Raw genomic sequence first — 12,341 nt, 5'->3', positions numbered from 1 at the left:
GAGGCAAGGAATGGGACAGAAAGTCAATCCGCACGGTATGAGAGTCGGTATCATTAAGGACTGGAATTCCAAATGGTACGCAGACAAGAAAAACTTTGCTGATACACTTATCGAAGATCATAAGATCAGAGAGTTTTTAAAGAAAAAACTGTATTCCGCAAATGTCTCTAAGATTGAAATCGAAAGAGCAGCTGAGGATAAGGTACGCGTAACAATTTACACTGCTAAGCCGGGTTATGTTATCGGTAAGGGCGGTGCAGAAATTGAGAAGCTGAAGAAAGAAGTACAGAAGTTCACAAGCAGAAACATCTTTATCGATATCAAGGAAATTAAGAGACCGGATAGAGATGCACAGCTTGTAGCAGAAAGCATTGCGCTTTCTCTGGAGAACCGTGTTTCTTTCCGTAGAGCATTGAAGCAGGCTATGAGTAGAACCATGAAGGCCGGCGCACTCGGAATCAAAGCTTCCGTAGGTGGACGTCTTGGTGGTGCCGATATTGCAAGAAGAGAATTCTACAGCGAGGGAACCATTCCTCTTCAGACTCTTCGCGCAGACATCGACTATGGATTTGCAGAAGCTGATACAACCTATGGAAAATTAGGTGTAAAGGTTTGGATTTATAAGGGCGAGGTTCTTCCTGCCAAGAAAAATAAGGAAGGGAGCGAGAAATAACTATGTTAATGCCTAAGAGAACGAAATTCCGTAAGCAGATGCGTGGCAGAATGACCGGTAAAGCTACCAGAGGTAATACCATTAGCCACGGTGAGTTCGGTATTGTTTCCATGGAACCTTGTTGGATCAGATCCAATCAGATCGAGGCAGCCAGAGTTGCCCTTACAAGATACATCAAGCGTGGTGGTAAGGTTTGGATCGATATTTTCCCGGATAAGCCCGTTTCTGCTAAGCCGTTAGGAGTACGTATGGGATCCGGAAAGGGTGCTACCGATTACTGGGTAGCGGTTATTAAGCCGGGCCGCGTTTTATTCGAGATTGCCGGTGTACCGGAAGAAGTTGCCAGAGAGGCGCTTAGACTTGCTTCTCACAAGCTTCCCTGTAACTGCAAGATCGTCGCAAAAGCAGATCTGGAAGGCGGTGATAACTAATGAAAAAGAATACCTATTTAGAAGAGCTGAAGGCAAAGTCAGCTGAGCAGCTGAATGAAGAGCTGGTTTCCGCAAAGAAAGAACTTTTCAATCTGCGATTCCAGAATGCAACCAATCAGTTGGATAATACAGCCCGCATTACCGAGGTTCGGAAAAACATCGCTCGGATTCAGACTGTTATCACTGAGAAAGCGAAAGCGTGAGAAGGGAGAACAGAAGAATGGAAAGAAATCTGAGAAAAACCCGTACCGGTAAGGTGGTTAGTGCAAAGATGGACAAGACCATCGTTATCGCTATCGAAGATCACGTGAAGCACCCTCTTATTGGGAAGATCGTAAAGCGTACCGTTAAGATTTACGCTCATGATGAAAACAATGAGGCTGGTGAGGGAGATACAGTAAAGGTAATGGCAACCAGACCTTTGTCCAAGACCAAGAGATGGAGACTCGTTTCCATCATTGAGAAGGCGAAGTAATACAGGAGCAAGGAAGGAGCATATATGATTCAGCAGGAAACAAGACTTAGAGTTGCTGATAACACAGGTGCAAGAGAGCTTCTTTGCATCCGCGTTATGGGTGGCTCAACCAGAAGATATGCCGCTATTGGAGACACCATTGTGGCTTCCGTAAAGGATGCTATTCCAGGCGGACAGGTAAAAAAGGGTGATGTTGTAAAGGCTGTTGTGGTTCGTACTGTTGACGAAACAAGAAGAAAAGACGGAAGCTATATCCGTTTCGATGAAAACGCAGCGGTAATCCTCAAGGAGGATAATACTCCGAAGGGCACCCGTATCTTTGGACCGGTAGCAAGAGAGTTAAGAGATCATGGTTACATGAAGATCGTTTCCCTTGCCCCGGAAGTATTATAAGGAGGGGAGCCGTATGCGTAGAATTAAGAAAGACGATATGGTAAGAATCATTACCGGTAAGGATAAAGGTAAAGAGGGTAAGGTTTTGTCCTTCGATCCGAAGACCAACAAGGTAGTGATAGAAGGTTGCAACATGGTAACCAAGCACCAGAAGCCGAGCCAGGCTAACCCGCAGGGAGGTCTCTTAAAGAAGGAAGCCGCTTTAGATGCATCCAATGTAATGCTTGTTGTAGACGGACAGGCAACCAGAGTCGGATTTAAGGTAGAGGACGGCAAGAAGGTGCGTGTAGCGAAGAAGACCGGTAAGGTTATTGACTAAGAGAAAGGAGGAATGAAAGATGGCTAGATTAAAGGAAATTTACAATAGCGAAATCAAAGAAGCTATGCAGAAGAAGTTTAACTATAAGAATGTTAACGAAATTCCGAAGCTTGAAAAAATCGTCATCAACATGGGTGTTGGTGAAGCAAAAGAAAATTCCAAGGTTCTCGACAGTGCAGTACGTGATTTGGAGATTATTACCGGACAGCATGCAGTAACCACCAAGGCTAGAAAGTCTGTTGCAAACTTCAAGATCAGAGAGGGACAGGCTATTGGTTGTAAGGTTACTCTCCGTGGAGAGAAGATGTATGAGTTCGCTGATCGTCTCATAAACTTGGCTCTTCCTCGAGTAAGAGACTTCCGTGGTGTGAACCCGAATGCCTTCGATGGCAGAGGAAACTATGCCCTTGGAATCAAAGAGCAGATCATTTTCCCTGAAATCGAGTTCGATAAGGTAGACAAGGTTAGAGGAATGGACATCATCTTCGTAACAACAGCGAAGACTGACGAAGAGTCCAGAGAGCTTCTTACCCTGTTCAATATGCCTTTTGCGAAATAATCGGAGGAAAATATGGCAAAATTATCAATGAAATTAAAGCAGCAAAGACCTGCAAAGTTCTCCACAAGAGAATACACAAGATGTAAGATTTGCGGACGTCCGCACTCTGTACTTCGTAAGTACGGAATCTGCCGTGTATGCTTCCGTGAGTTGGCATATAAGGGAGAAATCCCCGGTGTTCGTAAGGCATCTTGGTAAAATGATTGTAAAACGAATATCCTGTGCGCATGCACAAGATATTTCGTTTACAAATAGAGGATAGTGCATAGGGCGCATCCCAATAGAAAAGAAGAAAGGATATCCGTAAACATGAGTATGAGTGATCCAATCGCAGATATGCTTACAAGAATTCGTAATGCAAACACTGCAAAACATGATTCAGTATTGATTCCGGCATCGAAGATGAAGAAGGCTATTGCTGAAATTCTTCTTAAAGAAGGATACATTGCAAGCTGCGAAATCGTAGAGAACGGAAAGTTCCAGGACATTAAGATTGGCTTAAAGTATGGAGCTACAAAGAACGACAAGATTATCTCCGGAATTCGAAAGATTTCCAAGCCGGGTCTTCGAGTATATGCCGGCAAAGAGAACATGCCGAGAGTCCTTGGCGGTTTAGGTACTGCAATCATTTCTACAAACCAGGGTGTTATCACCGACAAGGAAGCAAGACAAAAGGGTGTAGGTGGAGAAGTCCTTGCCTTTGTATGGTAATCTGTCGGAATATATTTTCTGAAAACAGTATTTTACTGAGAATTTAAGAGAGGAGTATACTATGTCACGTATCGGAAAGTTACCGGTCGCGATCCCGGCAGGTGTTACTGTTGAGATTAAGGACAACGTAGTAAAGGTAAAGGGACCAAAGGGAACCTTAGAGAGAACCTTTGCAAAAGAAATCACAATTAAGGAAGAGGATGGCCACTTGGTGGTTACTCGTCCGAATGACAATAAAAAAGAGAAGTCTCTTCACGGACTGAGCAGAGCTTTGCTTTTCAATATGGTTGAGGGTGTAAGCAATGGTTACGAGAAGAAACTGGAAGTTAACGGTGTAGGATACAGAGCAGCTAAGCAGGGTAAGACTCTGACTTTGACTTTGGGGTATTCTCATCCTGTAACGATGGAAGATCCGGAAGGCGTGGAGACAGTACTGGAAGGAACCAATACCATTTTCGTAAGAGGAATCGATAAGGAAAAGGTTGGACAGTATGCTGCAGAGATTCGCGGTAAGAGAGCTCCGGAACCCTACAAGGGCAAAGGAATCAAGTACTCTACCGAAGTTATCCGTCGTAAAGTCGGTAAGACAGGTAAGAAATAATAGGAGGAAAGTAGAATGGTTAGTAAGAAAAATAAAGCCGAGCTTCGTCAAAAAAAGCACGCAAGAATCAGAAACCGTTTGTCCGGAACTCCTGAGAGACCTCGTCTTGCAGTTTTTCGTTCAAACAAGCACATGTATGCACAGCTTATTGATGATGTTGCAGGGACAACTCTCTGCGCAGCTTCTACCTTAGATAAGAATGCAGATTTGCAGTTTACCGATAATATTGAGGCAGCTCAGTTTGTTGGTAAGGCTATTGCTGAGAAGGCTGTTGCCAAGGGAATCAAGGAAGTCGTTTTCGACAGAGCAGGTTTCCTGTATCATGGTAAGGTTCAGGCCCTTGCAGATGCTGCAAGAGAAGCCGGACTTGTATTCTAATCGAGAGGAGAAATCACTAAGATGAAGCGCGAAAAAATTGACGCAAATCAGTTAGAACTGAACGACAGTGTTGTAGCTATCAAGCGTGTAGCGAAGACTGTTAAGGGTGGTCGTACCATGAGATTCTCCGCTCTTGTTGTAGTAGGAGACGGTAATGGCCATGTAGGTTGCGGAACCGGTAAGGCAACTGAGGTTCCGGAAGCAATTCGTAAGGCAAAAGAGGCTGCAGTAAGAAATATGGTTACTGTACCTGTAAATGAGGATAAGTCTGTACCGCATGATTACATCGGAAAGTTCGGTGCTTCCACCGTTCTTTTGAAGAAGGCTCCGGAAGGAACCGGAATCATCGCCGGCGGTCCGGCACGTATGGTCTGCGAGCTCGCAGGAATCAAAAACATCCGTACTAAATCCTTAGGATCAAACAATAAGACAAATGTGGTTTATGCTACATTACAGGGTCTTACTTCCATGAAGACACCGGAGCAGTTCGCTATTCTTCGTGGAAAGACCGTAGCAGAGATTACAGGTTAAGGGAGGGTTATCATGGCAGATAAATTAAGAATTACTTTAGTAAAGTCTCCAATCGGTGCCATCCCTAAGCAGAAGGCAACTGTGCAAGCTCTTGGATTAAAGAAGATTCGTCAATCCGTTGAGCTTCCCAACAACGGCGCTACCAAGGGGATGATTCAGAAAGTGAATCACTTGGTTAAAGTGGAAGAAATCTAAGGAGGCGAAATATGGAGTTAGCAAAGTTATCACCTGCAGAGGGCTCTAAGCACTCCCAGAATTTCCGTCGCGGCAGAGGCCACGGTTCAGGAAATGGTAAGACGGCAGGTAAGGGACATAAAGGACAGAAGGCTCGTTCCGGTGCACCAAGACTTGGTTTCGAAGGTGGTCAGATGCCACTCTTCCGTCGTATTCCGAAGAGAGGATTTACAGATCCCAACTCTAAGGTAATTACCGGAATCAATGTTTCCGTATTGGAAGATCGTTTCAATGCCGGAGATGAGGTTACACTGGAGAGTTTACTGGAGAAACGAATTGTTCGTAAGTTAAATGACGGTGTTAAGATTCTTGGAAACGGAGAGTTGACAAAGAAGCTTACCGTTAAGGTAAATGCATTTTCTCAGAGTGCAAAAGAAAAGATTGAGGCTTGTGGCGGAACCTGTGAGGTGATTTAATGCTTCAAACAATACGGAATGCATTTAAAGTGAAGGATTTACGAAATCGTCTGATTTTCGTACTCCTGATGCTTGTAGTAATTCGTTTTGGCTCAAATCTTCCTATCCCGGGTGTAAATCCGGGATATTTTGGAGATTTATTTAAGAGTATGGCCGGAAACGATGCTTTCGGATGGTTTAATACCATGACCGGAGGTTCCTTCGAGCAGCTCAGTATATTTGCATTATCCATTACGCCCTACATCACTTCTTCCATTATTATTCAGCTTCTAACCGTGGCAATTCCTGCCCTGGAAGAGATGCAGAAGGATGGAGAAGAGGGAAGAAGAAAGCTCACGGAATATACCAGATATGTAACCATCGGTCTCGCCCTTTTGGAGTCGACAGCGATGGCGGTAGGCTTTGGCGGTTCCGGACTTTTGATTGGATATGCTGAGGGAAGTGTTCTACGTAAAATTGCGGGTATTGTGATTTGCGTAGTGGCCATGACTGCAGGGTCGGCACTTCTGATGTGGATTGGTGAGAGAATGACGGATAAGGGAGTAGGAAACGGTATTTCCTTAGTGCTCTTGTTCAATATCCTTTCTTCCATTCCGCAGGACTTTATTACCTTATATGAACGCTTCATTATGAATCATAATGTAGCGACCATGGTTGTTGCGGCAATCATTATAGCAACGGCTATTTTCTGCATGGTTTGCTTTACAGTAGTATTGCAAGATGCGGAAAGAAGAATTCCGGTACAGTACAGCAGACGTGTGCAGGGAAGAGGAATGGTAGGAGGCCAGCAGTCTCAGATTCCTCTGAAGGTCAATACGGCAAACGTTATGCCGGTTATCTTCGCATCCTCCCTTATGACGATGCCCGTAGTACTCGGACAGATTCTTCATGTCAATAACGGAACAATCATCGGGAAGATTATTATGGCGCTGAATTCCGGTTCTTGGATGAACCCGAATGCTCCGATTTATTCTATAGGTCTGGTGCTCTATATCGCATTGCTGTATTTCTTCGCCTATTTCTACACTTCCATTTCATTCAATCCATTGGAAGTAGCGAATAATATGAAGAAGCAAGGCGGATTTATTCCGGGCATTCGTCCGGGTAAGCCGACCAGCGATTACTTAAATGGAATTCTCCGTTATATTATCTTTATCGGAGCAACGGGACTTGCCATTGTGGCACTGGTACCCATCATAATCTCCGGAGTCTTCAATGTGAGTCGTATTTCCTTCTCGGGAACATCTCTCATCATTATTGTGGGTGTGGTTCTGGAGACCTTAAAAGCAATAGACTCACAGATGGTAATTCGTAATTATAAGGGATTCTTAGACAATTAATCTATAAGCCTCCTTAGCTTCAGATTTTTATAGAATATCTGTAAGTTAAGGGGGCTCATAGTGGTTTTTCACACTTTAGAAGAGGCTGAAAATGAAAATTATTATGTTAGGTGCTCCCGGCGCAGGCAAGGGAAGCCAGGCTAGTCGCATTGCAAATGAATATCATTTGCCACACATTTCAACAGGTGATATTTTCAGAGCCAACTTAAAGGAAGAAACGGAGCTTGGAAAACAAGCAAAGAGCTTCATGGATAAAGGAGAGCTCGTGCCCGATGATATTACCATTGCGATGCTCCTTGATCGAATTCACAAAGAGGATTGTAAGAACGGCTATATTTTGGATGGTTTTCCGAGAACAATTCCACAGGCAGAGGCACTGAAAGAAGCTTTAGCAAAGCAGGGAGAGAAAATAGATCTCGCTTTGGATGTGGAAGCTCCGGATGACCTCATTATTAAAAGAATGGCCGGTAGAAGAACCTGTCCAAACTGTAGCGCAATCTACCATACAGAAACATTAAAACCTAAAAAAGAGGGGATTTGTGACTTGTGTGGAGCAGAACTGGTTCAGCGTAAGGATGACAATGAGGAGACAGTGAAAAACCGCTTAAAGATTTACCATGAAATGACGGAACCGCTTATTTCTTATTATAAGAAGGAAAATATCCTGGAAGAAGTAGACGGAATGGAAAAGCTGGATGCAGTATTTGAGAAAGTAAAGGAAATTATTAACAAAAGAAGCTGAAGTAGAGAAGCTGAAGCAGAGAATCTAAAGAAGAAAAGGTTTAAGCATGATTGAAATAAAGTCTAAAAAAGAAATTGAACTGATGCGGGATGCCGGAAAGGTACTTGCCGAGGTTCATGAAAAGGTCGGAGAAGCGGTTGCTCCCGGAAAAAGTACTTTAGAGTTAAACGATTATGCAGAAAGTCTCATCCGAAAGGCCGGATGCACACCAAGCTTTTTACACCTATATGACTTTCCGGCAGCTTGCTGTGTTTCCGTAAATGAAGAGCTTATTCACGGGATACCGACGAGAGATAGAATCTTAAAAGAAGGAGATATCGTTTCCTTCGATATCGGCACCAACTATAAGGGCTATCACTCGGATGCGGCACGGACTTGGGCAGTGGGAAAGATATCCCTGGAGGCGAAAAGGCTTGTGGATACGGCAAAGGAAGCCTTCTTCAAAGGAATTGAACAGGCGATACCCGGAAATCACCTAAATGATATTTGCGGAAGCATAGGTGATTTTGTGGAAAGTCGAGGTTACGGTGTGGTTCGGGAATATGTGGGACATGGCATAGGTCATCAGGTGCACATGGATCCGGAGGTGCCAAACTTTAGAATGAACCGAAAAGGACCGAAGCTGCAGGCCGGGATGACGCTCGCGATTGAACCCATGATTACAGAGGGGGATCCCGCAGTAAGAGTTCTTTCCAATGACTGGACGGTGGTTCCGTTTGACGGAAAGCTGACCGCACATTATGAAAATACAATATTGATCACAGACAACGGACCGGAAATCCTGAGTCTTATGAAAGGATAAACAGAGTATGTCGAAATCAGATGTAATCGAAATTACAGGAAAAGTACTGGAGAAGTTACCGAACGCTATGTTTCAGGTGGAACTGGAAAATGGACACCAGGTACTTGCTCACATCTCGGGAAAACTTCGTATGAATTATATTCGTATCTTACCCGGAGACAAAGTAACGATCGAGCTCTCTCCCTATGACCTTTCCAAGGGAAGAATAATCTGGAGAGATAAGTAAAGGTTTCGCTTTACATTTATAGACTGTTTTGCTAGAATTATACGGCAACTCTGTTCAAATTCGTAAAGGAAAGGGGAATTTTACTTATGAAAGTAAGATCATCAGTAAAACCGATCTGCGAAAAATGCAAAGTAATCAAGCGAAAGGGCTCCATCAGAATTATCTGTGAAAACCCTAAGCATAAGCAGAGACAAGGTTAATTAACAGGAGGAAACAAAGATGGCTCGTATTGCAGGTGTGGATTTACCTAGAGAAAAGCGAATCGAAATCGGTTTGACTTACATCTATGGAATCGGAAGATCATCCGCTGATAAGATTCTTCAGGCTACCGGCGTAAATCCGGATACCAGAGTGAAGGACTTGACAGACGATGAGGTGAAGGATCTTGCCAACTATATCGCAGAGAACCAGATGGTAGAGGGTGACCTTCGTAGAGAGATCGCTCTGAACATCAAGCGTTTACAGGAGATTGGTTGCTACAGAGGAATCCGTCACAGAAAGGGACTTCCGGTAAGAGGTCAGAAGACCAAGACCAATGCAAGAACCCGTAAGGGACCAAGAAAGACCGTTGCTAACAAGAAGAAGTAAGGTCTAAAAAGTAACTAAGAGGATCTTCATGTTTTAATTACAGGAAGAAATGAAAAAGGAAAGTAGGTTAGTTTAACTATGGCTAAGTCAACTGGTAAGAGAGTGACAAAAAAGCGCGTAAAGAAAAACGTTGAACGCGGACAGGCACATATCCAATCATCTTTCAATAACACAATCGTTACTTTGACAGATGCACAGGGAAATGCTCTTTCTTGGGCAAGTGCCGGCGGTCTGGGATTTAGAGGTTCAAGAAAATCTACTCCATATGCAGCTCAGATGGCTGCTGAAACTGCTGTAAAGGCAGCTTTGGTACATGGCTTAAAGTATGTGGATGTAATGGTTAAAGGACCGGGTTCCGGAAGAGAAGCAGCGATTCGTGCCTTACAGGCAAACGGACTCGAAGTAACATCCATTAAGGACGTTACACCGGTTCCCCACAACGGATGCCGCCCGCCGAAGCGCAGAAGAGTATAATTATTCAGCTTATCATTCTATAAATGGTTTATATTTATAAGGAGAGAATCTGCTATATAAGAGAGAATCTGCTATAGCGGAGTAAGCATTATACGTAAACAGTATGACCGTTTGGTCAGCCCGAAGAAGCCGATGGTGTAAAGGGCGTATCAAATTTTGGAGATGTTACTATTAAAGTAACAGAACTTGATATTTAGGAGGATAATATGGCAGTAGATAAGGTTCCTGTGCTTAAAAGATGCAGGTCACTTGGACTTGACCCTGTATTCTTGGGAGTCGATAAGAAATCAAACAGACAGGCTAGAAATGCCAGAAGAAAGATGAGTGAGTACGGTCTTCAGCTTCGTGAAAAGCAGAAGGCAAAGTTTATCTACGGTGTTTTAGAGAAGCCTTTCCGTAACTACTATGCAAAGGCAGAGAGACTTCCCGGACAGACCGGTGAGAACTTAATGGTTCTTTTGGAGAGTAGACTTGACAATGTCATTTTCCGTATGGGGATGGCGAGAACAAGACGTGAGGCAAGACAGGTAGTAGGGCACCGTCACGTTACCGTAAACGGTAAGATTATAAACATTCCTTCTTACCTTGTATCTGCAGGAGATGTTGTGGCTATTAAAGAGTCCATGAAGACTGCTCAAAGATATAAGGACATCACGGAAGTAACCGGCGGCAGAATGGTACCCGCTTGGTTGGAAGTGGATGAAGAGAAACTGAGCGCAACCATTAAGAATTTACCGCACAGAGAAGATATCGATGTTCCGGTAAACGAGATGTTAATCGTCGAGTTGTACTCTAAGTAATAATGCATAGCAAGAATCACACATGAAAAGTGTGCATTCTTATTTTCACGACTAAGCTGTGCCATGCACAGAGAAGGTCGTTTGGCCTAAAAAAGGAGGCGGCATGTTTGATTTTGAAAAACCAAACATTGAAATTCTTGAAATTTCAGAGGATAAGCGCTTCGGTCGTTTTGTTTGTGAACCTTTGGAAAGAGGATACGGCGCGACCTTAGGGAATTCTTTACGGAGAATGATGCTGTCCTCTCTGCCCGGGGCTGCGGTTTCTGCAATTAAGATTCAAGGACTTTCAGGGGATAAAATTCCCGGTGTAAAGGAAAGCTACGACGAGGTTTTAACCAATTTAAAATCTCTCGTGGTCTCCATTCCGGAGGATGTAGAACAGCTGGAGGCACATCTGGAGGTCAGTGATAAAGAGGAAGCGAAGGCTTCGGATTTTAAAGCAGAGTCGGAACTTGTCATCATTAATCCCGACTTGCGTATCGCAAGTCTTGAGAAGGGTGCGAAGCTCTCTATTGGAGTAGTAATTACTAAGGGACAAGGCTATGTAGGGACAGTAAAGGAGAAGGCATCACAGTATCCGAAGGGCTATACTCTTTTGGATGCGCTGTATACTCCTGTCGACAGGGTCAATATGACTGTGGAGAATACCCGTGTGGGTAATATGACAGACTATGACAAGCTGACTTTGGATGTGTATACGGATGGCGGTATGCTTCCTCAAGACGCAGTTTCCGCTGCGGCAAAGATGCTGTTCCAGCATTTGGATCTCTTTGTAACACTTTCCTCTGAAGGAGCCGAAACACAGCTCATGGTAGAAAAAGCAGAGGATGATAAGGACAAAGTTTTAGAAATGAACATTGATGAACTGGAGCTCAGTGTCCGCTCTTATAATTGTTTAAAGAGAGCAGGGATTAACACGGTATCGGAATTAACTTCCAAGACACCGGAGGACATGATGAAGGTTCGTAACCTGGGAAGAAAGTCACTCGAAGAGGTACTTGCGAAATTACGCGAGTTAAACTTAGGACTCTCCACTCCGGAAGAATAACCGGACTCAGGATTTTACCCGATAAGACTAAAAAGCACGGATAAGGAGAAATAAAATGGCAATGTATAGAAAATTAGGAAAGGCAACAGCACCTAGAAAGGCTATGCTTAGATCCTTAACTACAGATGTACTTCGCTATGGTAAGGTTTTTACCACGGAGGCAAGAGCAAAGGAAGTTTGTAAGCAGGTTGAGAAGCTTATCGCTCTTTCCGTAAGAGAGAAGGATAACTATGAGATGGTTGCCGTGAAGGCAAAGGTAGCGAAGAAAGACGCTGACGGAAAGAGAGTGAAGGAAGTAGTAGACGGTAAGAAGGTAACTGTTTACGAGGAAGTGGAGAAGTCCATTCAGAAGGATAAGCCCTCTCGTCTTCAGGCTCGTCGTCAGATTTTAGCCGCAACTTATGTTCCGACAGAAAGACCGGGCACTGTAGCCGGCAGAAAGAAGAACACCAAGAAGGTAGACATCGCTAAGAAGCTTTTCGATGAGATTGCACCGAAGTATGTTGACCGTAAGGGTGGATATACAAGAATTGTTAAAGTGGGTCTTCGTAAGGGAGATGCTGCTATGGAAGTTCTTTTAGAGTTAGTATAAAGAATTTC

At 43.9% G+C, this 12,341-nt stretch carries 24 protein-coding genes; all 24 read left to right on the top strand.

What is annotated here, in order from left to right:
- Positions 1 to 10: 10 nt before the first annotated feature.
- Positions 11 to 673: a 30S ribosomal protein S3 gene (rpsC, locus tag HMPREF9625_RS04220; RefSeq protein ID WP_009535757.1), complete on the top strand. Its 663-nt coding sequence runs from the start codon at positions 11 to 13 to the stop codon at positions 671 to 673.
- Between the two features lie 2 nt (positions 674 to 675).
- On the top strand, positions 676 to 1,104 hold the full coding sequence (gene rplP, locus HMPREF9625_RS04215) for a 50S ribosomal protein L16 (RefSeq protein ID WP_009428107.1): 429 nt from the start codon (positions 676 to 678) through the stop codon (positions 1,102 to 1,104).
- A complete protein-coding gene (rpmC, locus tag HMPREF9625_RS04210) occupies positions 1,104 to 1,307 on the top strand; it encodes a 50S ribosomal protein L29 (protein ID WP_009429537.1) in 204 nt (67 codons plus the stop codon). The genes rplP and rpmC overlap by 1 nt, the downstream gene beginning before the upstream one ends.
- A gap of 17 nt (positions 1,308 to 1,324) precedes the next feature.
- The gene (gene rpsQ / locus HMPREF9625_RS04205) at positions 1,325 to 1,579 is read left to right on the top strand and encodes a 30S ribosomal protein S17 (RefSeq protein ID WP_009535756.1); all 255 of its coding nucleotides are present in this window, start codon (positions 1,325 to 1,327) and stop codon (positions 1,577 to 1,579) included.
- 24 nt (positions 1,580 to 1,603) lie between these two features.
- On the top strand, positions 1,604 to 1,972 hold the full coding sequence (gene rplN / locus HMPREF9625_RS04200; RefSeq protein ID WP_009428822.1) for a 50S ribosomal protein L14: 369 nt from the start codon (positions 1,604 to 1,606) through the stop codon (positions 1,970 to 1,972).
- A gap of 13 nt (positions 1,973 to 1,985) precedes the next feature.
- Positions 1,986 to 2,291 (top strand): 50S ribosomal protein L24, encoded by a 306-nt coding sequence (rplX, locus tag HMPREF9625_RS04195; protein ID WP_009535755.1) that lies wholly within the window; start codon positions 1,986 to 1,988, stop codon positions 2,289 to 2,291.
- Positions 2,292 to 2,310: 19 nt separating this feature from the next.
- A complete protein-coding gene (gene rplE, locus HMPREF9625_RS04190) occupies positions 2,311 to 2,850 on the top strand; it encodes a 50S ribosomal protein L5 (RefSeq protein ID WP_007157668.1) in 540 nt (179 codons plus the stop codon).
- A gap of 12 nt (positions 2,851 to 2,862) precedes the next feature.
- Complete coding sequence (locus HMPREF9625_RS04185) at positions 2,863 to 3,048, top strand: type Z 30S ribosomal protein S14 (RefSeq protein WP_007157667.1); 186 nt, start codon at positions 2,863 to 2,865, stop codon at positions 3,046 to 3,048.
- A gap of 111 nt (positions 3,049 to 3,159) precedes the next feature.
- Positions 3,160 to 3,561, top strand: coding sequence for a 30S ribosomal protein S8 (rpsH, locus tag HMPREF9625_RS04180; protein WP_009429951.1), 402 nt, complete (start codon positions 3,160 to 3,162; stop codon positions 3,559 to 3,561).
- A 61-nt stretch (positions 3,562 to 3,622) separates the two neighbouring features.
- Positions 3,623 to 4,162: a 50S ribosomal protein L6 gene (gene rplF, locus HMPREF9625_RS04175; protein WP_009535754.1), complete on the top strand. Its 540-nt coding sequence runs from the start codon at positions 3,623 to 3,625 to the stop codon at positions 4,160 to 4,162.
- Positions 4,163 to 4,177: 15 nt separating this feature from the next.
- Positions 4,178 to 4,540 (top strand): 50S ribosomal protein L18, encoded by a 363-nt coding sequence (gene rplR / locus HMPREF9625_RS04170; RefSeq protein ID WP_009535753.1) that lies wholly within the window; start codon positions 4,178 to 4,180, stop codon positions 4,538 to 4,540.
- Between the two features lie 21 nt (positions 4,541 to 4,561).
- Positions 4,562 to 5,071 (top strand): 30S ribosomal protein S5, encoded by a 510-nt coding sequence (gene rpsE / locus HMPREF9625_RS04165; RefSeq protein ID WP_009429890.1) that lies wholly within the window; start codon positions 4,562 to 4,564, stop codon positions 5,069 to 5,071.
- Positions 5,072 to 5,083: 12 nt separating this feature from the next.
- Positions 5,084 to 5,266 carry a 50S ribosomal protein L30 gene (gene rpmD / locus HMPREF9625_RS04160; RefSeq protein WP_009428035.1) on the top strand — a complete coding sequence of 61 codons (183 nt, stop codon included), beginning with the start codon at positions 5,084 to 5,086 and terminating at the stop codon, positions 5,264 to 5,266.
- 11 nt (positions 5,267 to 5,277) lie between these two features.
- Entirely contained in the window at positions 5,278 to 5,721 is a 444-nt protein-coding gene (rplO, locus tag HMPREF9625_RS04155) for a 50S ribosomal protein L15 (protein WP_009535752.1), read from the top strand.
- Positions 5,721 to 7,061, top strand: coding sequence for a preprotein translocase subunit SecY (gene secY, locus HMPREF9625_RS04150; protein ID WP_009535751.1), 1,341 nt, complete (start codon positions 5,721 to 5,723; stop codon positions 7,059 to 7,061). The genes rplO and secY overlap by 1 nt, the downstream gene beginning before the upstream one ends.
- A 91-nt stretch (positions 7,062 to 7,152) precedes the next feature.
- Positions 7,153 to 7,803, top strand: a complete 651-nt coding sequence (locus HMPREF9625_RS04145; protein ID WP_009535750.1) for an adenylate kinase — start codon at positions 7,153 to 7,155, stop codon at positions 7,801 to 7,803.
- Positions 7,804 to 7,849: 46 nt separating this feature from the next.
- The gene (gene map, locus HMPREF9625_RS04140) at positions 7,850 to 8,605 is read left to right on the top strand and encodes a type I methionyl aminopeptidase (protein WP_009535749.1); all 756 of its coding nucleotides are present in this window, start codon (positions 7,850 to 7,852) and stop codon (positions 8,603 to 8,605) included.
- A 7-nt stretch (positions 8,606 to 8,612) separates the two neighbouring features.
- Complete coding sequence (gene infA, locus HMPREF9625_RS04135; RefSeq protein WP_009428414.1) at positions 8,613 to 8,831, top strand: translation initiation factor IF-1; 219 nt, start codon at positions 8,613 to 8,615, stop codon at positions 8,829 to 8,831.
- Positions 8,832 to 8,917: 86 nt separating this feature from the next.
- Positions 8,918 to 9,031: a 50S ribosomal protein L36 gene (gene rpmJ, locus HMPREF9625_RS11165; RefSeq protein ID WP_003022746.1), complete on the top strand. Its 114-nt coding sequence runs from the start codon at positions 8,918 to 8,920 to the stop codon at positions 9,029 to 9,031.
- A 19-nt stretch (positions 9,032 to 9,050) separates the two neighbouring features.
- Complete coding sequence (gene rpsM / locus HMPREF9625_RS04130) at positions 9,051 to 9,419, top strand: 30S ribosomal protein S13 (protein ID WP_009535748.1); 369 nt, start codon at positions 9,051 to 9,053, stop codon at positions 9,417 to 9,419.
- A gap of 78 nt (positions 9,420 to 9,497) precedes the next feature.
- Complete coding sequence (gene rpsK / locus HMPREF9625_RS04125; RefSeq protein WP_009429169.1) at positions 9,498 to 9,893, top strand: 30S ribosomal protein S11; 396 nt, start codon at positions 9,498 to 9,500, stop codon at positions 9,891 to 9,893.
- Positions 9,894 to 10,099: 206 nt separating this feature from the next.
- The gene (gene rpsD / locus HMPREF9625_RS04120) at positions 10,100 to 10,693 is read left to right on the top strand and encodes a 30S ribosomal protein S4 (RefSeq protein WP_009535747.1); all 594 of its coding nucleotides are present in this window, start codon (positions 10,100 to 10,102) and stop codon (positions 10,691 to 10,693) included.
- 103 nt (positions 10,694 to 10,796) lie between these two features.
- Entirely contained in the window at positions 10,797 to 11,741 is a 945-nt protein-coding gene (locus HMPREF9625_RS04115; RefSeq protein ID WP_009535746.1) for a DNA-directed RNA polymerase subunit alpha, read from the top strand.
- A 55-nt stretch (positions 11,742 to 11,796) separates the two neighbouring features.
- A complete protein-coding gene (locus HMPREF9625_RS04110; protein WP_009535745.1) occupies positions 11,797 to 12,333 on the top strand; it encodes a bL17 family ribosomal protein in 537 nt (178 codons plus the stop codon).
- Positions 12,334 to 12,341: the final 8 nt, after the last annotated feature.

This window comes from Oribacterium parvum ACB1 (genome assembly GCF_000238055.2).
GTDB classification, from domain to species: domain Bacteria; phylum Bacillota; class Clostridia; order Lachnospirales; family Lachnospiraceae; genus Oribacterium; species Oribacterium parvum.
The sequence above is the reverse complement of the archived record's forward strand: the minus strand, read 5'-3'. Positions and strand labels throughout refer to the sequence as shown.